Source organism: Bacillus sp. CH_48, assembly GCF_038008465.1.
Classification (GTDB): domain Bacteria; phylum Bacillota; class Bacilli; order Bacillales; family Bacillaceae_G; genus Bacillus_A; species Bacillus_A thuringiensis_S.
The window spans coordinates 4628108-4648609 of sequence record NZ_JBBOZF010000001.1 but is presented as its reverse complement, the minus strand read 5'-3'; the positions used below and the strand labels follow the sequence as shown (position 1 = coordinate 4648609).

Below are 20502 nucleotides of genomic sequence, written 5' to 3'. Positions count from 1 at the left end.
GTCATGCTTTTTTATTAGAATTTGGCTGTAATAAAAATAATACTAAACCAATAAAAATAACGGTAATTCCTAGTCCTTGTTGTAAAGAAATGGTCTCATGTAATATAAAGTACGCTAGTATACAAGTTCCAATTGTTTCTCCTAAAATGCTCATGGAAATTAAAGTAGCACTCATCCATTTTAATAACCAATTAAAAATGGTTTGTCCTAAAATTGTAGCAATGAAAGCTAATCCAATAAAGCACAACCAAGTTTGTGTAGAATAATGGATGAAAGATTCTTGTTGCGTGAAAGCAAATATGCCAAGAAAGCCAGCACTACTTCCATAACTAATTACCGAATATGGTATAAGTGCCAAATCTTTACGAACGTGTTGGCTAATGAAAAAATAAGCAGTAATGATACCGGCAGCGATAAATGCTAAAATATCTCCATATAAAGCTGCTCCACTAATTTGGAAATCTTGCCAGCCAATAACGATACTACCTGAAATAGCGATGAGGCAACCAATAACCGCTCCTTTCGTAAATCTCTCCTTAAATAAAAAATAAACACCAATCATTGAGAACAAAGGTTGTAGCGTTACGATAACTGTAGAGCTTGCTACAGAAGTATATTGTAATGATTCAAACCAAAGTACATAATGTGCAGCTAAAAATAGCCCAGATATGGATCCGAATCCCCATTGTTTTTTCGTTAAAGTTTTTAGCTCATTTCGACTATTTTTATTAAATAGTAATAACGGTAACAGAATCAGTGTGGCAAAGAATAATCGGTAAAAAGCAATGATTGTAGCAGGAGCATCTGCCAATTTTACAAAAATTGCAGAAGTTGATAAGGCGAATACACCAAAAAATAAGATGCAATATGAAAGAATAGGTGATTTCAAAGTTTGTCCCTCCGATAGAATGTTTATTATAATAAACTTAATACGATATAATGCACAAAAGTAAGTATATAAGTCCCAGAGATGATAGGGAAGGATTATTTGCCTTTGTTTAGTATGTCAGCACAAAGACAAAGAAACATGCATTATGATGGACGAAAGGAATTTTTACTATGATACATGATAGGCTTGGACAAACGGTATTAAGTTACCGTAAGAAAAATAACATGACAATTCGTGAATTCGCTGATTATGCAGGGATTAGTACATCGTTAATTAGCCAAATTGAAAGAGGGCATGCTAATCCTTCTTTAAATGTTTTGGAATTAATTGCAAAAGCATTAAATGTACCGCTGTTTACACTTTTTATTAACGAAATTGATACAGATTCGCTCATTTCTAAGAAAAAAGATCGAAAAAAAGTATATCGGGAAAACAATAATCACATTGTATATGATGTATTAACACCTGATTTTATGAAAGCACGTATTGAAATGCTAATGATGGATTTAAATAAACAAGCAAACACAACAGAAAGCCATTATTCCCATGAAGATAAGGAAGAGATTGCTGTTGTTATGAAAGGGGAAGTGTATGTGGAATTGGAGGGAAAAGAATATTTTTTAGAAGAAGGCGATGTTGTACGTATTCCACCGAATGTGAAGCATCGATTTTTGAATAAAAGTGATGAATCGAATCACATTTTATTTGTACTGACACCATCTTTAGGGTGAAAATATAGTGATTTTTATCCCGCATTAACGGGCAGTAAGACCTCCCTCAAAATTCAGCGAAAGTAAAGAAGTTAGGTGGGGGATTAACTGCCCATAAATGCCCGATTGGTAAGGGCTGATTAAAGTTTCACTTTATTAGGGGAGATAGAAAATGGAAAACAAAAGTATTTTAAAAGGCGGCCTTTCAATTATTTCTCAATGCAAAAAAGAAACAAATGATATTTGGCATGCGCATTTTGGAGCAGCTGCAATTGCTAGTTATTTTTTTATGAAAGATAATAATATTGATGAAGAAACAGCTCGTAATATGTATTCGCAAACAAGGATGATGCTGAACAAGAAAAAAATTGGTGAGATGATTGATGATAAAAAAGAAATAGATTTTCAAATTGCGGAGAATATGATTATAAAATCTTTAGAACAAACGATTGATGAACTTCATTGGGTGGGGCATAACGTCATTTATGCGTCATTAAGTTTATTGGCTATGAAAGAGCTACAAAAATGGGGCGATAATCAAGCAATTGAAGGGATTACTACTCTTATTTTATCATTTCGAAAAACAATTCCAGGTAGATCGTGGATTGGTTATACGACGAAAGAAGTAAAACAATTAAGTTTTGAAGATGAGATAAAAAGTGAATTGAGTAATCCAACACAAGTATCTCAGTTCATTTTAAATGAGTTATCGAAATTTAATAGTATTTATCGAGCGGAATCGCATCATGATTTAATTGGGCATTTGCTTACTTACTCCCACGCAATTAATATAATGTACGATTTAGGGCATATAGATATATTTCAACGAGGGATACGCCCGCTTTTAAAACTAGTATACGTACTACGAGCTAGCCAAAAGCTCAAGCTGAATACGGGAATAACTTTACACTCACCTATAGATCGATTACCTTTAATTCAATCTAAACGTGCAAATATTTTACCAACTGAAAATATATTTTGGATAAAAGACTATAGTGAATTCGATTGGGATTTTGGTCATGTATTTAAATTCTCATATAGTTATTTTAATCATATAAAGAGAGCTCCAGATTATAAAGATATAACATTAGAAAAATTCCGGTATGTTATTAATTCTTAATGAACGTCAATAATCTGTAAGAGGGAGCTTAATCTAGTTTCTTTTTTGTTAGTAGTATATTATTTTTTCAAATTTGTAAGATTTTACATGCGTATTTTACTTTTACTAATTATGTAAGTAGGCTATACTGAAATACATACATTTTATTTTTGGAGAGATGTAAAACGACATGGAACTAGCGAAATTAGAAAAAGTAATTGAAATAAAAAAAGAAGAACTTTTATATTTAGTATCGGATTATGGAATTCAACATGAAAAAGTATTGGCATTGAGTCAAGAACTAGACAAATTAATCAATTACTTTATGTTTTTAAAATAAAGAGAACTATGACGTGGTTTGTATATGTTATAGTTCTTTTTTATTAGGTAATTTGAAAATATATTCAAATATATTGTCTAATTTCTTACAGAATGCGCAACTTGCTAGTCGAATATAAGGACTTTTGGTTATAATAAAAAGGAATTATTAATTGTATCGGTTAGGAGCGCAGCACATATGAAAACAGTTGTTGTTATCGGTGGAGGTATAACGGGACTTTCTACTATGTTTTATTTAGAAAAATTAAAAAAGGATTATAATATCGATTTAAATTTAATTCTTATTGAGAAAGAAGAGTATTTAGGTGGTAAAATCCATAGTGTGGAAGAAAAGGATTTCATTATGGAGTCAGGAGCGGATTCAATCGTTGCTCGTAATGAATATGTTATGCCACTTGTAAAAGATTTAAATTTAGAAGATGAAATGGTATATAATGAAACGGGTATTTCTTACATATATTCTGAAAACATGTTACATCCGATTCCTTCTGATACTATATTTGGGATACCGATGAGCGCCCAGTCTTTGTTTAGCAGTACGCTAGTCTCAACGAAAGGGAAAATCGTAGCTTTAAAAGATTTCATAACGAAAAATAAAGAGTTTACGAAAGATACATCACTTGCTCTATTTTTAGAAAGTTTCTTAGGGAAAGAGTTAGTGGAAAGACAAATTGCTCCTGTACTTTCAGGCGTATATTCTGGTAAATTGAATGAGCTTACAATGGCATCTACATTACCGTATTTACTGGATTATAAAAATAAGTATGGAAGTATTATTAAAGGTTTTGAAGAGAATAAAAAACAATTTCAATCAGCAGGAAATAAAAAATTCGTATCATTTAAAGGTGGACTATCTACGATAATTAATCGCTTAGAAGAAGTGCTGACTGAAACTGTCGTAAAAAAAGGTGCTATAACGACGGCTGTAAGTAAACAAGAAGATCGATATGAGATTTCTTTTTCAAATCATGAAACAATACAAGCTGATTATGTTGTTTTAGCAGTTCCACATGATATTGCACAAACTTTATTACAGTCTAATGAGTTAAATGAGCAGTTTAATACATTTAAAAACTCATCTCTTATAAGTATTTACTTAGGATTTGACATACTAGATGAACAACTACCAGCTGACGGTACAGGGTTTATTGTAACGGAAAACAGTGATTTACATTGTGATGCTTGTACATGGACAAGTCGAAAGTGGAAACATACATCGGGTAAACAAAAATTATTAGTAAGAATGTTTTATAAGAGTACCAATCCGGTATATGAAACAATCAAAAATTATAGTGAAGAAGAATTAGTACGAGTTGCTTTATATGATATTGAAAAGAGTCTCGGAATTAAAGGTGAACCAGAAGTAGTCGAAGTTACAAATTGGAAAGATTTAATGCCGAAATATCATTTAGAACATAATCAAGCGGTTCAAGCATTGCAAGAAAAAATGAAGAATCTTTATCCAAATGTATATGTAGCTGGTGCCTCATATTACGGTGTCGGAATTGGTGCATGTATTGGAAATGGAAAGAATATAGCCAATGAAATAATGGCTACATTACATAAATAATATTGTAGAATAAATAAAAACTGTCCCTTCAGCAAAATGGAGGAACAGTTTTTATTTATTTTATTTGAATGGAAATTGTATTGTTTTTTACATTGTTTTCTTTTATTGTTAATGTTATTTCTCCAGACTCTTTAAATGAATACGGTGATAGTTGATAAATATCTTTTATATCATGTTTTTCTTGTAACTTATTTATCGGTATTGATACGATATTTGGCTCCCATGTTTCTTGTTTTCCTGAAGGATATTCTATAAGTATTACCGGATTTTTTAACTGCCTTGTTTTCCAAGAGACGAAATATAGTTGAACTTCTGTATCTTTTTTTAATAATTCTTCGGAGAAATAACCGAATTCGCCTACATTACCGAAAATAGTGTAGTTTTGATTTTTAAATTTAATATCTAAATAACTAGGTTGAAATGTTACTACATGATAAGTTCCATATGAAAGTGAGAGTATGGCAGCGATTAAAATACCGATTGAAAATGTCTTAAAGCTATTGCCTTTAAAGCTAGTCATCATGAATGAGTTTGGTGTGAATTTTTTTGCGAATAAAAAAATAAGTAATATGAGTAAGAGGGATAAGCCGATGAATATATACATAGGAAATTTACACCTCCACAATAAAATAATATATTAACTATATTTTACCATAAATGTATGGAATAGGGCGTTTGTTTAGAAGGAGAAAATAAAAAACAATTTCTTTACAGTTCTTGATAATTTAAAATTGATTTATGGAAATTATAGAGTGGTGATTGAGTTGCAATTAGAGGTATCTAATTCGTGTATATAGAATAAAGAGGGAATGCGTCATTAGAAATGTTTGATTTATGGAACAATAAGGACTTTACTAATTATAAATATTTTTTCTGATATAATGAATGAGTAGAGAGAAAGGAGTGATCCTATGACATTTCCTATATTAGAAACAGAACGCTTACGTTTAGTTGAAATAGAACAATCTTATTGTCAAAAAATATATGAAATCTTTTCATTGGATGAAGTAACGTGTTATTACGGTATGAATTCTTTTACGGAGTTTGGACAAGCTTCACGTATGATCGAATCTTTTTCAAAAAATTACTTTGAGAAAAAGGCAATACGATGGGGAATTGTGTTAAAAGAAACGAACGTTTTAATAGGAACAATTGGACTAAACAATTTACAATTATGGAGTAAACGATCTGAGATTGGATATGACCTGCATCCTCGTTATTGGGGAAATGGTTATGCTTCAGAAGCAGCTCGAGAAATTATTGATTATGGGTTTAAAGATTTAGGTTTGTTTAGAATTGGAGCTATTACATATCCTGAAAATCTTACTTCTTGTAGAATGTTATCTAAAATTGGCTTTCAAAAGGAAGGTTTATTGCGCGGATATATTCATCAAGGAAATAAGCAACACAATGCATTATTGTATTCTATAGTGCGAACTGATGTGGAGGACATAAATTTATAATAAAAAAACCTCTTAATTAAAAGAGGTTTTTTTTATTATAAATTAACCTAATTTAGGTAATAAACGTTCTCCGCTTTTCATGCTACTTTTACATAAAGGGCATTTAGGCTCTTCTTCAAATGAAAAGTTCTTTCTCATCCATCCTAAACAATCCTCTGCTTCACATTCCCAAACAGGGGTTTGTTCTGGTGGTACTTCTGCTACATCGTTCTTTCGATTGCGATACATGTAACCACTCCTTTTATGTAAAAATTTTAGTTATATATTAAAAAGGTTGTTAACCTTGCTGGTAACAACCTTTTTATTGTTTGAATTATAGCTTTACAACGTTTTTAGCTTGAGGTCCGCGGTTACCTTCTTCAACTTCGAAGCTAACTTCTTGACCTTCGTCAAGAGACTTGAAGCCGTCGCCAGTGATAGCTGAGAAGTGAACGAATACGTCGTTACCGTCTGCAACTTCGATGAAACCGAAACCTTTTTCGCTGTTAAACCATTTTACTTTACCTGTTAATGTCATGGTAATGCCTCCTAAAAGTAGAAAAATTACAATATGATCGGCCTTATTTGAATGAAAATAAAAGTTCACATATTATCAAAAACCCATAAGGAGTACAAAATGTTCCTGATTGATACTTGATAATATGCAAAGAAAATATAGTGTTAAATTGACCTTAATTACTATCTTACAACAAATGGTGGGAAATAGCAAGTGCTGGTAATACCACTGAGTAAACTGGGTGATAATAGTAAAGGCACAAAGGCACCTCTTTTATTTATATATTATTCCTAATTTGGATTTATTCCAAACAAAAATAATTTATATGAAAAAATAAGTTTAAATAAAAGGCTAAATATTATTTTAATATTGCTAATGAGTAACATAATTAGGAGGATAGAATATTGCAAAATAAACAATTTAAAATAATTGAAGCAGTAAAAGAAGGAAGAAGAAAAGTTCATCCTGTTTTTGCTGTCATACTCGCGATTATATTTTTAACTTTAGGTGAGTTATTTATTTTGTTTATGCTGATTTTACCGAAAGCAGAAACAACTTTTATGAAGGCGATTTATAACGACATTGAGATGATATTAACGTTTGGCGGCGCAATATTTTTTGTGTTTTTATGGATTAGATTTGTAGAGAAAAGATCATTTTCATCCATTGGTTTTTGGAGAAATCAATGGATAAGAAAATATTTGAGAGGTGCATTAATAGGATTTGTTTTCATTTCAATACCAGTAATTTTACTCCTATTGGCAGGAGTTGTGACACTACAAATACAACAAATTACAGTAACCGCTATGTTGGGTATTGTAGGTTCTTTAGTTGCATTTTTAATACAAGGGGCAACGGAAGAAATTATTGTACGAGGTTGGTTATTCCCGGTTCTTTCTGTTAGAAGTCGTATATGGGTTGGGATTGTTGTGACGTCTTTCTTATTTGGTTTTCTTCATTTACTTAATCCAGGTATTACAATTCTTTCAATATCGAATATAATATTAGTTGGTGTATTTGCAGCTGTTTACGTTTTAAAAGACAGTAGTCTGTGGGGGATTTGCGCATGGCATTCCATTTGGAATTGGGCACAATATAACGTCTACGGTTTTGCAGTTAGCGGGATGACCATATATTCAACGCCGCTATTTAAACCTACAACAAATGGCCCCGAATTCCTTCATGGAGGTTCGTTCGGAATTGAAGGTAGTATCATTACAACAATCATGCTCGCTATTGCTTCAATTGTTTTATGGAGAAAGTTATGGGGAAGAAAAGTGAAACAACGAAGTTTTAGTTAATGAAAGGGGGAGAAACTATGGGGATAATAGCATTTGAGGGAGCAAGCGCTGTTGGTAAAAGTACCACGTGCCGTGAATTAGAAAAGAATTATGGTGCTTATATAATACCTGAAGTGAATTCTTTATTTGAAAGGCCAAAAAATGAACATAGAACATGGTATTTTGAAAAACAAGTTGAGCGCTGGAATATAGCTGTTCAGAAGTCAGAGCAATATGAATTAGTAATACTCGATGGCGATATATATCAGCCACTTAGTTATAATTGGTGTTTTCATTTTGATCTATTTAATCAGCCATTATCTGTAATAGAAAATTTTTATAAAGAAAAGATGATAAATAGGGAAATTGGTTTTCCGGATCAATATTTTTATTTATATACGAACGATGAAGAACTTAGAAAGCGGAAAGTATCTGATGAAACGAAAAGAAGGAGAAACTTTGAAAAACATTTACATATATCAAAATCGTTTCAGTGTTATTATGAAAATTTAAATTCTGTTACAGATGGGTATTGTAAATTAATTGAGGCGAAAAGTGTAAAATCGAATGAAATAGAAATTGTAAAGAATTTAAACAGTTTAAATGTTTGTGAAGAAAGACGTTTTGATGTTTCGAGGTTAGATGCTATTACGAAGTGGTTAAAAGAAAATCGTGCATAAAGTAAAAACAACGAGTGTTATTTATCGCGCTCGTTGTTTTTTGTTTCTTTATAAATATAATGGGAAAATTTGTAGAATATTTTCATTATTTAACAGAATAATCTTTCAATTTTAAAGGAAAAGAAATACAATATGAGGAAGTATATATAAATAATATGATAGGGGATGGGATGCGATATTTTGAATGAAGGAACAGTTTTTATATAAGAAGTAATTAGGTAGTAAGAACAGAGATATTTGGGAGGAAACAAGCGCGATGAAAACACTATTTAAAATAATAGGTATTCTAGCTGGTATGGCGGTAATTGGAGTAGGTTTAACATATGGTATGCTGTATTATTTAAATAATAGTAAACCAGCTGCGAAAAAGGCATCACCAGCTGCTTCAGCAGTAGAAGTATTAGCTGATAGTAATGTAAAAGCAGAAGATGCAAAGCTTTTAGAAAATGGCAATTATTCATTGCCGAATAGTGGTTTTAATAAAAATTTTAAATGGACAGATGAGAACATACAGACAGCATTACATGAAATGGCACATCAAAAAGCGAAAGCTGATCAAAAGTGGGGCTATATTTTTATTACACAAGAGCGGATTGAAAGCTTAATTGATATTGTAAAGAGTAATGATCTTGTACAGGGAAGTACATATGTAGAAATTTTAGAACGATGGAAACAAGGAAAATATGAAAAAGTTGATGCAGATCACAATAAGATTTGGAAATTACAAAGCGGGAATTTAGGAGAAGGAAAAGGAGTAATGTCGGAAGCTGAGCAAAAAGAATTAATTAATCAAGTGTTTATGAACAAAGGTACATATTCAGGTAGTAAATTAATTGCAGGCGGGGGACAGACTAATAAATAGTATACTAATTAATGAAAAAGAGTAATTGCTTATTAGGCAATTACTCTTTTTATATGTACGTCTTAATATTTTAGTCTCGTTCAAGTAAGGAAAGAAACGACTGTAATACCGGGGAAATCCATCTGGATTTATGATAGATTACATGACTTTGAATAATGGTTGGAGTTTCGATAGGCTGAAAACATAGTTGTTCTTTTTGGCAACTTTCTTGTACAACGATATAAGGAAGAATTGAAATGCCTAATTCACACATAACGGATTGTTTAATGACTTCAACATTGGAAGTTTCAAATGTTTTAGCTGGAATATTTCCACTTTGACGTAAAAAACGATCTACCATTGGCCTATAGCCGCAGCTTTGTTCTGTAAAAATGAACTGGGTGTCCTGTAATAACTGGAATGGATTTGCGTGTGCAGCGGAATAAGCTGGTAAAATCCATCCAAATGTTTCATTACTAAAAGTACGCGTAATAAAATCATTATGTTCTATACTTTCTCCAATTATGAAGACAACGTCTGTTTCTCCTTCACGTAATTTTTGTAATGCTTGTTCATTTGTGTTTGTTTCAAGTACGATATTTACTTTCGGATTTTTCTGTTTGTAAGTACGTAATAATTGTGGTAATCGGTATACCGCTAATGATTCATTAGATGTAATACTTAATGTACCTTCTAAATAATCTGTATTTTGGGGGATTTCTTGCGCTTTTTCATATATTGCAAGTAATTCTAATGCATAAGGATGAAATTGATGACCTGCTTTTGTAAGTAGCACTTTTTTCCCTAACCGATCGAAAAGAGGAATATGTAAATCGTTCTCTAAAGCTTTCATATGTGCTGTAACAGTAGATTGCGCATAACCTAGCGCATGAGCAGCTTTAGAAAAATTACCATACTTCACAATGGCGCAAAATGTTTTAACATGTCTCATTTCCATAAGCGATCCCTCTTTTATTATCATGATTTGTGAATGATTATATCATGTATTTTAATTTTCCAAATGATTAAATTCCGTATAAAATAAAATTGTGGAAATATTCATTCAAGTGATATTGGAGGAGAAAAGATGATCAAAAAGGGCTATCATGTAGCTGTTGTTGGGGCTACAGGTGCGGTAGGGCAAAAAATTATTGAACTGTTAGAGAATGAAATGAAGTTTAATATAGTTGAAGTTACATTGCTTTCATCAAAACGATCCGCCGGTAAGAAAGTAAGATTCAAAGGACGAGAGATAATTATACAAGAGGCAAAAACAACTAGCTTTGAAGGTGTAGATATTGCCTTTTTTAGTGCTGGGGGAGAAGTATCTAGACAATTTGTAACTCATGCAGTTTCTAGTGGTGCGATTGTAATTGATAACACAAGTGAGTACCGAATGGCACAAGGTGTACCGCTCGTTGTTCCGGAAGTGAATGCGCATACTTTAGAGCGGCATAAAGGTATTATTGCAGTTCCAAATTGTTCAGCATTACAGATGGTAACTGCACTTCAGCCGATTCGAAAATCATTCGGTTTAGAAAGAATTATCGTTTCAACATATCAAGCTGTATCGGGTTCTGGCATTCATGCGATTCATGAATTACAAGAGCAGGCTAAGTCTATGCTTGCTGGTAAAGAAGTGAAAAGTGATATATTACCGGCGAAAAAAGATAAAAAACATTATCCAATAGCGTTTAATGTACTGCCTCAAGTAGATATATTTACAGACAATGATTTTACTTTTGAAGAAGTAAAGATGATTCAAGAAACGAAGAAAATATTAGAAGATGAAAACTTGAAAATGGCAGCTACTTGTGTACGTGTTCCAGTCGTATCAGGGCATTCAGAATCGGTTTATATAGAACTGGAAAAAGAAGCAACCGTTGCGGAAATTAAGGAAGTATTAATGGATGCACCAGGTGTTATTTTGCAGGATAACCCTAGTGAACAGCTGTATCCAATGCCATTATATGCAGAAGGGAAAATAGATACATTTGTCGGAAGAATACGTAAAGATCCTGATACGCCAAACGGATTCCACCTCTGGATTGTTTCCGATAATTTATTGAAAGGTGCGGCTTGGAATTCAGTTCAAATCGCAGAGACTTTAGTGGAAAGGGGGATACTTTAATATAGTTTGAAAAATTGGGGAATCGTTAATGATTTCCCGGTTTTTACTCATTGAAAGTTGGAGGAAGTATGCCGTTTTCTGAGGTGAATGTGAACTTTAAAAATAAAAACTTATACTGACTTTTGGAGGGAAGATAAGAATAAATTGATGCCTAAAAGATAAATGGGATAAGATGGTAATATAAAGAGTGCATATACACTGGAGGGATTACCAATGCTAAAAGTTATGTTACCATTTGTTCTTATCTTTTTTCTTGTTATTGCGATGTATATTGCTTATCAAAAGAGAAAAAAATCCGAGATAAAAGGATTGAAAAGTGCGCTAACTTCTATTTGTTTCTTTTCACTCGCAATATTAAATATGTTTGCATATTGGTTTCATTTTGGCGGTGTTTTTACTTGGTTATTTTCAATTGTATTATTGCTAGTTGGTGCATATTTTACAAAATATATTCCAATATCTAAAAAGGTACATTAAAATTTATAAGAGTTTACATGCAATGTTTACTTTTTTGAAAAGAGATTATTCTACTAGATCGTTGTGAAACGATTTCATAGGACAATCTCTTTTGTTTAGTTTTGGAAAGAACGTACTGTGATTTGTAGTTGCTCAATAAATTCTCGAGTGGCAGCACACATATATTTATCTTTTCTATAAATAAGCCCTATTTCAATTATTGGAGTAGGGTTTTCTATTTTAATAGCTTGAATGTTTTTATTTTGTAAAAAGTCTATATATGGTTGTGGTAACACTGTAATTCCCATTCCTTTAGAAACCATTTGGATTAAAGATTCCATCGTACTAATTTCTAAAATTGGTCTTGGTCTAAAGTTGAATTTTTGACAATGAGATGTAATTAGTTCGGTTAAAAAGAAATTTTTAGGTAAAAGAATTAAAGGGTAGTTCTGTAGTTCAGTAATAGATACATGATTACGTTTAGCTAATCGATGACCAGTTGGCACGACCAATGTAAGGTCGCTTTTGTATAGAGGGATGGAGATAATTTCTTTATCTTGCACCGGGAGAAATGTAATGCCGATATCTAGTTCGTTTTGTAATAATTTTTCACGAATATCTCCTGTACGAAGCCCTAATACAGAAAGCTCTATATTGGGATATAAATTATTGAAATTTAAAATAGCTGGTGGTAGTAAATAATTTACGACGGTTAACAAAGCCCCTATTGTTAAGGAACCTTGCTGTAATCCGTTTAGGTCTTGAAGGGCTGAACGAGCTTGTTCGACTTCATGAAAAATGGTTTTACAATGTGATAATAAAATCTTCCCTGCTTCAGTTAAAGATATTTTTTTACCAATTCGATCGAAAAGTGGCATTCCTACTTCATGCTCTAATGCACGTATTTGTTGACTTAGTGAAGGCTGTGAAATATTTAATTTCTCAGCTGCTTTTGTGAAATGTAATTCTTTTGAAACAGCTAAAAAGTATTCAAGTTGTCGTAATTCGATTGAAATCACCTCAAGTATAATAATAGGTTATACCTATCATTATTATATAAATAATTGAATTGAACAATGATTTTAGAGGTTTTATAATCATCTTTATATAGCAGAGAGGGTTGTAAAAATTAATCGAGAGAAAATACATGTAACACCTTTAAAGGAGGAAATAGAATGGCTAATGAATATCGATTATTATCTTTAAATATAGGATTACCAAAAGAGGTTACATACGGCGGAAAAGTAATTCATACAGGCATAAATAAGAAACAAGTAAAGGAACCGGTATATTTATCCTTTGTAAAGTTTAATGGAGATGGACAGGCGGACTTAGTTCATCATGGAGGAGTAGATAAAGCAGTTTGTGTTTATACTGGTGATCACTATCCATACTGGGAACAAGAATTGAATCAAGATCTTGTATATGGGGCTTTTGGAGAAAATATAACAGTTAGTGGTATGCGCGAAGAGGATGTTTGTATTGGTGATACGTTTGAGCTAGGACAGGCAATCGTACAGGTAACACAACCAAGGCAACCTTGTTTTAAATTAGCAAAAAAATATAATATTCCAAAGTTACCACTATATTTTCAAGAAACAGGATATACAGGATTCTATTTTCGCGTATTAAAAGAAGGATGGGTATCATCAGTCGATACATTAAAAAGACTACAGTCTGATCCAAAAGGTGTTTCAGTAGCGTTTGCTAACCGTATCATGCACAAGGAAAAACAAAATATTGAAGGGATAAAAAGGATATTAGAAGTAAATGCACTTTCAAGTAGTTGGAGAAAGTCTTTTGAAAAGCGTATAAGTGGAGAAGAAATTAATACGAAGGAAAGACTTGAAGGGATAAAAGACTAAAAATATTTTATTATAAATAGTGTATTTCTATTAGTAAAAGCTAATTAGAAAGCGCTATTTTTATATAATAAACTAATTAATATCCAAAAATCTTAATATTGTTTTATTCGACTTATTTTCAAATAGTCAAAACATAAAATTAATTAGACTTTTTTTTATGTTTTATGATAGTATATTGATTGGTAAGACCTCTATTTTTAAGAGTAGGTCATATAAGTATATCTAATTTAATGGAATTTAACATTTGGAGGTACAACATGGGGAATGTTGAAAAAATGGCAAGTCTTCTAATAGAAGAACCGAAAAGAGAGCAGTTATTTCCTTTATTTGAAGAAGTGTTTGAAATTACAACTCAAACATTGAATGATTTTTCGGATAAAGGGTATTGGGATGATACATATAAAGCTTTATCATTTTTACAAGAAGATAAAGTGATTGCAAATGTTGCGGCATTTTCACTCCCATTATTAATTAATGGAGAAAAAATAAATGCGGCGGGTATTCAATCAGTAATGACACATCCTAATTTCCGTAGACAAGGGCTAATGAAACAATTAATGGGTAAAATGATAGAAGAAATCGATAAGAAATGTGAATGTACATTATTGTTTACGGAAAAACCTGAACTATATACAGCGTTTGGATTTAAAGTTGTGCAGGAATATTTGATGACTATACCATACGATAAAAACAATAATAACGATTCACTACTTAAAAAATTAGATTACTATAATGTAGAGAATAGACAGTTAATACATGAAACTATTGATAGTGGCCAAAGACTTTCAAATAATTTTTCAACTTTAAATTTCCGTCCTTCATTTTATTTGAATATGTATGACTCGGAATGGAATGAGAAATTGTATTATTCAGAGAAACTAGATGCTTTAATCGTTTATGAAGTAGACAATGAAAAGTTGAAATTATTTGGAGTATTTGCGCCAGTACTTCCGGTTTTAGATGAAATATGTGGAGAAATCAATGAAAGGTTTACGGAAATCGAATTTTATTTTTCTCCAGATCAATTAGGGATTGAGGATGTACAGTTTACAGAATTACAGTCTAGTAAGTATTTAATGGTTCGAAGTGATAAAGAGTTAGATTTTAAAGGTTATAAATTCCCAGTATTAGCGGAGTTTTAAATGTCTATATAAATGCTTTATATATCGTATATACCAGAACGTATTGAGCAACTCACTATAATGAATGTACCTGAATACTATAAGATTAATGACAATCATGCGTTTATTGTCCGTTCGAAAGCAGAAACTGATTTTTGGCTTAAAACACATTATGGTTTTGAAGTAATGAATGGTCATGTATTTTATAATGAGATGATGACAGACTTTCAAGCTGAAGTTCAGTTACGTATGAATCCAAATTCAAAATTCGATCAAGCAGGTCTTTTTGTTATGATTTCGGAGAACTGTTGGCTAAAAACATCTTTAGAATATATCCCTGAAGGGCCATCTCACTTAGGTGCTGTCGTAACGAATAATGGATATTCTGACTGGTCAACGCAAGATTATCCAACTGAAGAAGCTAAGCAACAAATTCGTTTTCGAATTATTCGAAAACGTGGTGATTATACAATATATGTGAAAAAGAGCCATCAATGGGAACAAATAAGAATCACTCATTTAATGGAGGATATAGGGAATGAGCCTATTAAAATAGGTTTTTACACGTGTAGTCCTTCTAAAAATAAGGGATTTGAGACTGAGTTTTTAAATTTTACAATTGAAGAAATATAGATGAAAAACCGTATTCTTTTCAGTAAGAATGCGGTTTTTGTATTTACATAATATAAAGCACATTTATTGACCAGAAAGTCATTAATGCTTATCATTTAATAATGTTAAATATTAATTTACATAATATAATAGAAGTAATGAAGAAATTACAAAATATATCGCTTAAATAAGGAGGGATATGAATTATTCAGTGGTAATTTCATGGGAAAAGGAGATTATGTATGAAATCATTTCGTAAGTTATTACAGTATTTAAAACCATACATGTTCTTCGCTATTATTGGACCGCTATTTATGGTACTTGAGGTTGCGATGGACTTAATTCAACCGACTATTATGCAACATATCATTGATGTTGGGATTGCAAATCGGGATTTAAATTATGTAATAAAAATGGGGCTTCTTATGATAGGGGCAGCAGCACTCGGTTTAGTTGGAGGGCTTGGGTGTATGATGTATTCTACAAAAGCAGCTGTTAATTTCGCTACAGACATAAGAAAAGATGTGTTTGCGAAAATAGAAACATTTTCTAGTAATAATCGTGATTCATTTGGAACAGGTAAATTATTAACGATTGTGACGAATGATATCACTTCTATTCAATCGGCAATGACGATGACATTACGTGTTCTCGTTCGTGGCCCACTGTTATTTATCGGAAGTATAATTATTGTTTTTGTAACAGCGCGAGAGTTATTTCCAATATTACTTGTAGTTGTTCCAATTTTATTACTTGCAATTATTTTAATTGCAAGTAAAGCAAGTGGTACATTTAAAAAGGTGCAAGAGGCATTAGATAAAGTGAATACAAAGTTACAAGAAAATTTATCTGGTGTGCGTGTTATAAAAGCGTATGTAAGACAAAAATATGAAATCGCTCAATTTGGAAATGTAAATACAAATTTAACGAAGATAAATATTCGAGCTGTGCAACTTATTTCTTTAATGATGCCAATCATTATGCTAGTTGTAAGTGGCGGGATTGTTGCAACATTATGGATTGGTGGAGAAAAAGTATTCAGTGGAACACTTCAAGTAGGAGCGATTTTGGCATTTATTAATTACTTGAATATCATTTTAATGTCACTTATGTCGATTAGCATGGTATTTATTCAAATTGCGCGAGCTTTTCCATCTGCGGATCGTGTAAAGCAAGTGTTAAATACTGAAGTTGATATTATAAGCGAAGCGAATGCGATTGAACCTGAGAAAATCGAGGGGAATATAGAATTTAAAAATGTTAGTTATAGCTATACGAAAAATAATGAATATGTTTTAAAAGATATTTCGTTTAGCATACAAAAAGGTGAAAAAGTAGGGATTATTGGATCGACTGGAAGTGGTAAATCAACCTTAGCGAAACTGTTACCACGTCTATATGATGTGGATCAAGGTGAAATATGTATAGATGGAATAGATGTTAAAACATATGATTTGCAAAAACTCCGTGCTTCAATAGGCTTTGTACCTCAGAAGGCGTTATTGTTCTCAGGTAGTATAGAAGAGAATTTACGTTATGGTAAAGAAGATGCAACACACGATGAGCTGGAAGTAGCAACCGCATCAGCTTGTGCGACTGAGTTTATCAATAAGCTGGAAGAATCTTATCAATATAATTTAACACAAGGTGCAACAAATCTATCAGGTGGACAAAAACAACGTGTATCAATTGCAAGAGCACTTGTGAGAAAACCACCGATTCTAATATTAGATGATTCTACATCAGCAGTTGATGCGAAATCAGAGGCTACTATTCAAACAGCTTTAAAAACAAAATATAAAGGCACAACGACTTTATTAATTGCGTCCAAAATTTCTTCCATAATGGATGCGGATAAAATACTTGTATTAGATAATGGTGAATTAGTTGGTAATGGTACACATGAACAATTGTTAGAACAAAGTGAGGTTTATCAGGAAATTTATCTTTCCCAAGGTGGTAATTTGTATAAAGAAGGTGGGGAAGAACATGCGTAATTTTCAAGGACAATTTGCTAATAAAGGTAGAAGAAACACGCCAAAGATGCGAAAAGCTAAAAATGCTCAAGGAACTGTAATGCGGATATGGAATTATATGGGCTATCAAAAAGCTGCTCTTATGTTTGTTATATTTCTAGTAGTTGTTACTACATTACTTGGATTATTAGGTCCATATTTTATGGGAGTCATTATAGATCAATATATTGTACCGAAAGATTTAAGTGGTACAGCAAGAATGTGTATGTTACTTATCGCGATTTATGGTGTAACGGTACTTTTAACATGGTTACAAACGTTTGTCATGATTAACGTTGCATTAAAAACAATTCAAAAAATACGACAAGATATTTTTGAGAAAATTCAAACGCTTTCTTTACGGTTCTTTGATGTACGTTCTCAAGGTGATTTAATGAGCCGTGTGACAAATGATATAGATAATTTGAACCAAGCTTTGACACAAAGTGTTGTACAAATTATTTCATCAGCGTTAACTTTTATAGGTGTAACGATTGCGATGTTCGCCTTAAATTGGATTTTAGCAATTGTAACTTTAATTACAGTACCTATTATGTTTTACGTTACAAAAAAACTAGTTGCATATAGTGGTAAAAACTTTGCGAAGCGTCAAAAAGATTTAGGTGAATTAAATGGATTTATTGAGGAAGCAATTACAGGTGCGGATGTTACAACGTTGTACGGAAAAGAAAAAGAAACTGTACAAAATTTCAATAAAATTAATGAACAGCTAAGAGTTTCAGCTACGAAGGCTGATACATTTTCAGCTTTTATTTTTCCAAGTATGAACTTTATTAATAACTTAGGTATGGGGCTTGTCATTGGGACTGGATCAGTTATGGTCTTAAACGGAATGACAACAGTAGGTGTTATTGCGGCTTTTATTAATTATTCTCGTCAATTCTCAAGACCGTTAAGTCAATTTGCGACTTTAATGAATACAATTCAAGCAGCAGTTGCTGGTGGAGAACGTGTTTTTGAGATTATGGATGAGGTACCAGAAATTCAAAATAAAAAAGACGCATTTGTTGTACAAAATTTACAAGGGCATGTTGTACTTGAGAATGTTTCATTTGGCTACGCAGAAAATAAAACGATTTTAAAAGAAGTAAGTCTTAAAGCGCAGCCAGGAGAGACAATTGCTTTAGTTGGTCCGACTGGATCAGGGAAAACAACAATCATTAATTTGTTAACTCGTTTTTACGATATACAGCAAGGACAAATTCATATTGATGGAAAAGATATAAAAGATTATGATATTAATTCTTTACGAAGTAAAATAGGAGTAGTTTTACAGGATACGTATTTATTTGCTGGTTCGATTATGGATAATATCCGTTATGGACGCTTAGATGCTACTGATGAAGAAGTCATCACTGCAGCTAAGGCAGCATCTGCACATTCTTTTATTAAGCATTTGCCAAATCAATATGAAACAGAAATTGCTTCAGAAGGATCGAATTTAAGTCAAGGACAAAAACAACTTCTTGCGATTGCACGAGCAATTTTAGCAGATGCAGATATATTAATTCTCGACGAAGCGACATCTAATATTGACACAAGAACAGAATTACAAATACAAGCAGGACTAAATAATTTAATGAGAGGTCGCACAAGTTTTGTGATCGCTCATCGACTTAAAACAATTGAAAAGGCAGATCAAATCCTTGTTATAAAAGATGGAAATATTTTAGAAAGAGGGAATCATGAATCTCTCATGGAAGATAAAGGATTCTATTTTGATTTGTATACGAGTCAGTTTAAAATATAGTAAAAGCATTGATATGTTGCGGTTTCTCTTGAGAGGAGAAACCGCATTTTTTTATATTTGAAAATATTATTATTCTAATGGTCTTTCACTACATATTTTAACAGCATCCTCCTGCATTCCAGGCAAAACATGTGAATAGCGATTTAATGTTATGAACATATCTTTATGACTGAAGTGTTCTAGATGTATACCTTGTTTCAAAAGTAGCGGACCATGTGTATAACGTAAATCATAAAATCGAACTTTAAAAATTGGGATTTAAATAAAAAGAGCGCAGTATAGCGCTCTGAGACAAACTATATATTTAGAGAGAAATCAAGATAATATATGGATATTGTTTGAGAATGTTGTAGGTTTTAATTAAAAATAAAGCACACATATAAGTGTGCTTTTATGAACGCTTTAGATTTGTATGACTATATAGTCAACATACAATAAAATATGCTTGTTTAATATAAATGTGTGTCAAATCTATAAAAATATATTTTAGTGTGTATAAGGAACATTAAATGTTAGTTAGCCAAGTCTTTTGTTTTTATCCCGCTATTTGCCGGGCAGTAAGGCCCCCACCTCAAAATTCAGTGGAAGCAAAGAAGTTAGGTGAGGGCTGATTAAAGTTTCACTTTATTAACGAATTTGCGCAACTGTTAACGCTGCAGAACGAATATCTACTGTACCTATTACTTCAACGGGGACAATTTGAATTACATCACCAGGGTTTAAGTTAATTAGAATGACACCACTTGATACATCGACTTCACCAGTTCCGATAATATTAGAACGGACTGCGGTTCCGGATCCTGCAATAACATTAGTCGATGAATTTAATGTCAAGAAAAAGCGCGCTGCTTCCGGGGCTACCGGAACGTTATCAAGGCTAATTGTTAATGTATAGCTAATTTGATAAATACCAGCTATCTGAATTTTAATACCAGTTCCAGTACTAATTGTATCATTGATTACAGGGACAGTAATGTTAGGATTTGGGCCTGTACTAGGTAATAGTAGTGGTGTAAATAATGTTGCAAATTGAGGTGAAGTAGCATTGAAGGCAAAACCTAGGGCAGGTAGTGTACTAGGTGCTTGTGCTTCACAATTAAAATTAGCGAATTTACGAATTGATGAGCGCATATTTTCACTCCTTTCTTGTATTTAGATTGCGTG

At 32.2% G+C, this 20502-nt stretch carries 22 protein-coding genes and 1 pseudogene; 16 read left to right on the top strand and 7 right to left on the bottom strand.

Annotated features, from left to right (window positions below):
- Position 1: 1 nt before the first annotated feature.
- Complete coding sequence (locus N2V92_RS23415; RefSeq protein ID WP_000841798.1) at positions 2–889, bottom strand: DMT family transporter; 888 nt, start codon at positions 887–889, stop codon at positions 2–4.
- Between the two features lie 170 nt (positions 890–1059).
- On the opposite strand from N2V92_RS23415, the gene N2V92_RS23410 reads away from it, so the two are divergent.
- From N2V92_RS23410 to N2V92_RS23395, 4 genes are all read left to right on the top strand, one after another.
- Positions 1060–1620, top strand: a complete 561-nt coding sequence (locus N2V92_RS23410) for a helix-turn-helix domain-containing protein (RefSeq protein WP_000581034.1) — start codon at positions 1060–1062, stop codon at positions 1618–1620.
- Positions 1621–1771: 151 nt separating this feature from the next.
- On the top strand, positions 1772–2719 hold the full coding sequence (locus N2V92_RS23405) for a hypothetical protein (protein ID WP_000428900.1): 948 nt from the start codon (positions 1772–1774) through the stop codon (positions 2717–2719).
- 169 nt (positions 2720–2888) lie between these two features.
- Complete coding sequence (locus tag N2V92_RS23400; RefSeq protein WP_000417698.1) at positions 2889–3038, top strand: aspartyl-phosphate phosphatase Spo0E family protein; 150 nt, start codon at positions 2889–2891, stop codon at positions 3036–3038.
- Between the two features lie 177 nt (positions 3039–3215).
- Positions 3216–4607, top strand: a complete 1392-nt coding sequence (locus N2V92_RS23395) for a protoporphyrinogen oxidase (RefSeq protein ID WP_016077748.1) — start codon at positions 3216–3218, stop codon at positions 4605–4607.
- A 55-nt stretch (positions 4608–4662) separates the two neighbouring features.
- On the opposite strand, the gene N2V92_RS23390 is transcribed toward N2V92_RS23395, so the two are convergent.
- The gene (locus N2V92_RS23390) at positions 4663–5211 is read right to left on the bottom strand and encodes a hypothetical protein (RefSeq protein ID WP_000275242.1); all 549 of its coding nucleotides are present in this window, start codon (positions 5209–5211) and stop codon (positions 4663–4665) included.
- A gap of 307 nt (positions 5212–5518) precedes the next feature.
- Here N2V92_RS23390 and N2V92_RS23385 point away from each other — a divergent pair, with 307 nt between their 5' ends.
- On the top strand, positions 5519–6070 hold the full coding sequence (locus N2V92_RS23385) for a GNAT family N-acetyltransferase (protein WP_000143817.1): 552 nt from the start codon (positions 5519–5521) through the stop codon (positions 6068–6070).
- A 42-nt stretch (positions 6071–6112) separates the two neighbouring features.
- Here N2V92_RS23385 and N2V92_RS23380 read toward each other — a convergent pair whose 3' ends face one another.
- Together N2V92_RS23380 and cspD are read right to left on the bottom strand one after the other, a co-directional pair.
- Positions 6113–6298, bottom strand: a complete 186-nt coding sequence (locus N2V92_RS23380) for a cold-shock protein (protein WP_000286198.1) — start codon at positions 6296–6298, stop codon at positions 6113–6115.
- Positions 6299–6383: 85 nt separating this feature from the next.
- Entirely contained in the window at positions 6384–6587 is a 204-nt protein-coding gene (gene cspD / locus N2V92_RS23375; protein ID WP_000176366.1) for a cold-shock protein CspD, read from the bottom strand.
- 383 nt (positions 6588–6970) lie between these two features.
- Between cspD and N2V92_RS23370 the strand changes: the two genes are divergently transcribed.
- From N2V92_RS23370 to N2V92_RS23360, 3 genes are all read left to right on the top strand, one after another.
- Positions 6971–7867 carry a CPBP family intramembrane glutamic endopeptidase gene (locus tag N2V92_RS23370; protein ID WP_016077747.1) on the top strand — a complete coding sequence of 299 codons (897 nt, stop codon included), beginning with the start codon at positions 6971–6973 and terminating at the stop codon, positions 7865–7867.
- A complete protein-coding gene (locus N2V92_RS23365; RefSeq protein ID WP_003278212.1) occupies positions 7867–8526 on the top strand; it encodes an AAA family ATPase in 660 nt (219 codons plus the stop codon). The genes N2V92_RS23370 and N2V92_RS23365 overlap by 1 nt, the downstream gene beginning before the upstream one ends.
- 256 nt (positions 8527–8782) lie before the next feature.
- A complete protein-coding gene (locus N2V92_RS23360; protein ID WP_016077746.1) occupies positions 8783–9388 on the top strand; it encodes a PRK06770 family protein in 606 nt (201 codons plus the stop codon).
- Between the two features lie 70 nt (positions 9389–9458).
- Here N2V92_RS23360 and N2V92_RS23355 read toward each other — a convergent pair whose 3' ends face one another.
- Entirely contained in the window at positions 9459–10325 is an 867-nt protein-coding gene (locus N2V92_RS23355) for a LysR family transcriptional regulator (protein WP_000425889.1), read from the bottom strand.
- A gap of 129 nt (positions 10326–10454) precedes the next feature.
- Here N2V92_RS23355 and N2V92_RS23350 point away from each other — a divergent pair, with 129 nt between their 5' ends.
- The 3 genes and pseudogenes from N2V92_RS23350 to N2V92_RS23340 all read left to right on the top strand — a co-directional run bounded on the left by N2V92_RS23350 (position 10455) and on the right by N2V92_RS23340 (position 11975).
- Positions 10455–11498 carry an aspartate-semialdehyde dehydrogenase gene (locus N2V92_RS23350; protein ID WP_000591707.1) on the top strand — a complete coding sequence of 348 codons (1044 nt, stop codon included), beginning with the start codon at positions 10455–10457 and terminating at the stop codon, positions 11496–11498.
- A gap of 41 nt (positions 11499–11539) precedes the next feature.
- Positions 11540–11660 (top strand): annotated as a pseudogene (locus N2V92_RS23345) (C45 family autoproteolytic acyltransferase/hydolase); the annotation flags it as partial.
- A gap of 51 nt (positions 11661–11711) precedes the next feature.
- Positions 11712–11975 carry a hypothetical protein gene (locus N2V92_RS23340; RefSeq protein WP_000921855.1) on the top strand — a complete coding sequence of 88 codons (264 nt, stop codon included), beginning with the start codon at positions 11712–11714 and terminating at the stop codon, positions 11973–11975.
- A gap of 95 nt (positions 11976–12070) precedes the next feature.
- Here the strand turns inward: N2V92_RS23340 and N2V92_RS23335 are convergent, their stop codons facing one another.
- Complete coding sequence (locus tag N2V92_RS23335; RefSeq protein WP_000623400.1) at positions 12071–12973, bottom strand: LysR family transcriptional regulator; 903 nt, start codon at positions 12971–12973, stop codon at positions 12071–12073.
- A 156-nt stretch (positions 12974–13129) separates the two neighbouring features.
- On the opposite strand from N2V92_RS23335, the gene N2V92_RS23330 reads away from it, so the two are divergent.
- From N2V92_RS23330 to N2V92_RS23310, 5 genes are all read left to right on the top strand, one after another.
- Complete coding sequence (locus N2V92_RS23330; RefSeq protein ID WP_001263005.1) at positions 13130–13819, top strand: MOSC domain-containing protein; 690 nt, start codon at positions 13130–13132, stop codon at positions 13817–13819.
- Between the two features lie 257 nt (positions 13820–14076).
- Entirely contained in the window at positions 14077–14961 is an 885-nt protein-coding gene (locus N2V92_RS23325; RefSeq protein ID WP_000528682.1) for a GNAT family N-acetyltransferase, read from the top strand.
- A 12-nt stretch (positions 14962–14973) separates the two neighbouring features.
- Complete coding sequence (locus tag N2V92_RS23320; RefSeq protein WP_000965798.1) at positions 14974–15573, top strand: DUF1349 domain-containing protein; 600 nt, start codon at positions 14974–14976, stop codon at positions 15571–15573.
- A 221-nt stretch (positions 15574–15794) separates the two neighbouring features.
- Positions 15795–17549, top strand: a complete 1755-nt coding sequence (locus tag N2V92_RS23315) for an ABC transporter ATP-binding protein (RefSeq protein WP_000834778.1) — start codon at positions 15795–15797, stop codon at positions 17547–17549.
- Positions 17542–19338 (top strand): ABC transporter ATP-binding protein, encoded by a 1797-nt coding sequence (locus N2V92_RS23310; protein WP_016077745.1) that lies wholly within the window; start codon positions 17542–17544, stop codon positions 19336–19338. Before N2V92_RS23315 ends, N2V92_RS23310 begins: the two co-directional genes overlap by 8 nt.
- Before the next feature lie 627 nt (positions 19339–19965).
- Here N2V92_RS23310 and exsF read toward each other — a convergent pair.
- On the bottom strand, positions 19966–20469 hold the full coding sequence (gene exsF / locus N2V92_RS23305) for an exosporium protein ExsF (protein WP_001257874.1): 504 nt from the start codon (positions 20467–20469) through the stop codon (positions 19966–19968).
- Positions 20470–20502 lie beyond the last annotated feature (33 nt).

Bases quoted from the DNA above. Each gene is read 5' to 3' on its own strand.
- N2V92_RS23405 (WP_000428900.1), top strand. From the start codon at position 1,772: ATGGAAAACAAAAGTATTTTAAAAGGCGGCCTTTCAATTATTTCTCAA.
- N2V92_RS23385 (WP_000143817.1), top strand. From the start codon at position 5,519: ATGACATTTCCTATATTAGAAACAGAACGCTTACGTTTAGTTGAAATA.
- N2V92_RS23365 (WP_003278212.1), top strand. From the start codon at position 7,867: ATGAAAGGGGGAGAAACTATGGGGATAATAGCATTTGAGGGAGCAAGC.
- exsF (WP_001257874.1), bottom strand. From the start codon at position 20,469: ATGCGCTCATCAATTCGTAAATTCGCTAATTTTAATTGTGAAGCACAA.
- N2V92_RS23340 (WP_000921855.1), top strand. From the start codon at position 11,712: ATGCTAAAAGTTATGTTACCATTTGTTCTTATCTTTTTTCTTGTTATT.
- N2V92_RS23320 (WP_000965798.1), top strand. From the start codon at position 14,974: ATGCTTTATATATCGTATATACCAGAACGTATTGAGCAACTCACTATA.
- N2V92_RS23395 (WP_016077748.1), top strand. From the start codon at position 3,216: ATGAAAACAGTTGTTGTTATCGGTGGAGGTATAACGGGACTTTCTACT.
- N2V92_RS23310 (WP_016077745.1), top strand. From the start codon at position 17,542: ATGCGTAATTTTCAAGGACAATTTGCTAATAAAGGTAGAAGAAACACG.
- N2V92_RS23360 (WP_016077746.1), top strand. From the start codon at position 8,783: ATGAAAACACTATTTAAAATAATAGGTATTCTAGCTGGTATGGCGGTA.
- N2V92_RS23380 (WP_000286198.1), bottom strand. From the start codon at position 6,298: ATGTATCGCAATCGAAAGAACGATGTAGCAGAAGTACCACCAGAACAA.
- N2V92_RS23355 (WP_000425889.1), bottom strand. From the start codon at position 10,325: ATGGAAATGAGACATGTTAAAACATTTTGCGCCATTGTGAAGTATGGT.
- N2V92_RS23350 (WP_000591707.1), top strand. From the start codon at position 10,455: ATGATCAAAAAGGGCTATCATGTAGCTGTTGTTGGGGCTACAGGTGCG.
- N2V92_RS23410 (WP_000581034.1), top strand. From the start codon at position 1,060: ATGATACATGATAGGCTTGGACAAACGGTATTAAGTTACCGTAAGAAA.
- N2V92_RS23330 (WP_001263005.1), top strand. From the start codon at position 13,130: ATGGCTAATGAATATCGATTATTATCTTTAAATATAGGATTACCAAAA.
- N2V92_RS23400 (WP_000417698.1), top strand. From the start codon at position 2,889: ATGGAACTAGCGAAATTAGAAAAAGTAATTGAAATAAAAAAAGAAGAA.
- cspD (WP_000176366.1), bottom strand. From the start codon at position 6,587: ATGACATTAACAGGTAAAGTAAAATGGTTTAACAGCGAAAAAGGTTTC.
- N2V92_RS23390 (WP_000275242.1), bottom strand. From the start codon at position 5,211: ATGTATATATTCATCGGCTTATCCCTCTTACTCATATTACTTATTTTT.
- N2V92_RS23315 (WP_000834778.1), top strand. From the start codon at position 15,795: ATGAAATCATTTCGTAAGTTATTACAGTATTTAAAACCATACATGTTC.
- N2V92_RS23325 (WP_000528682.1), top strand. From the start codon at position 14,077: ATGGGGAATGTTGAAAAAATGGCAAGTCTTCTAATAGAAGAACCGAAA.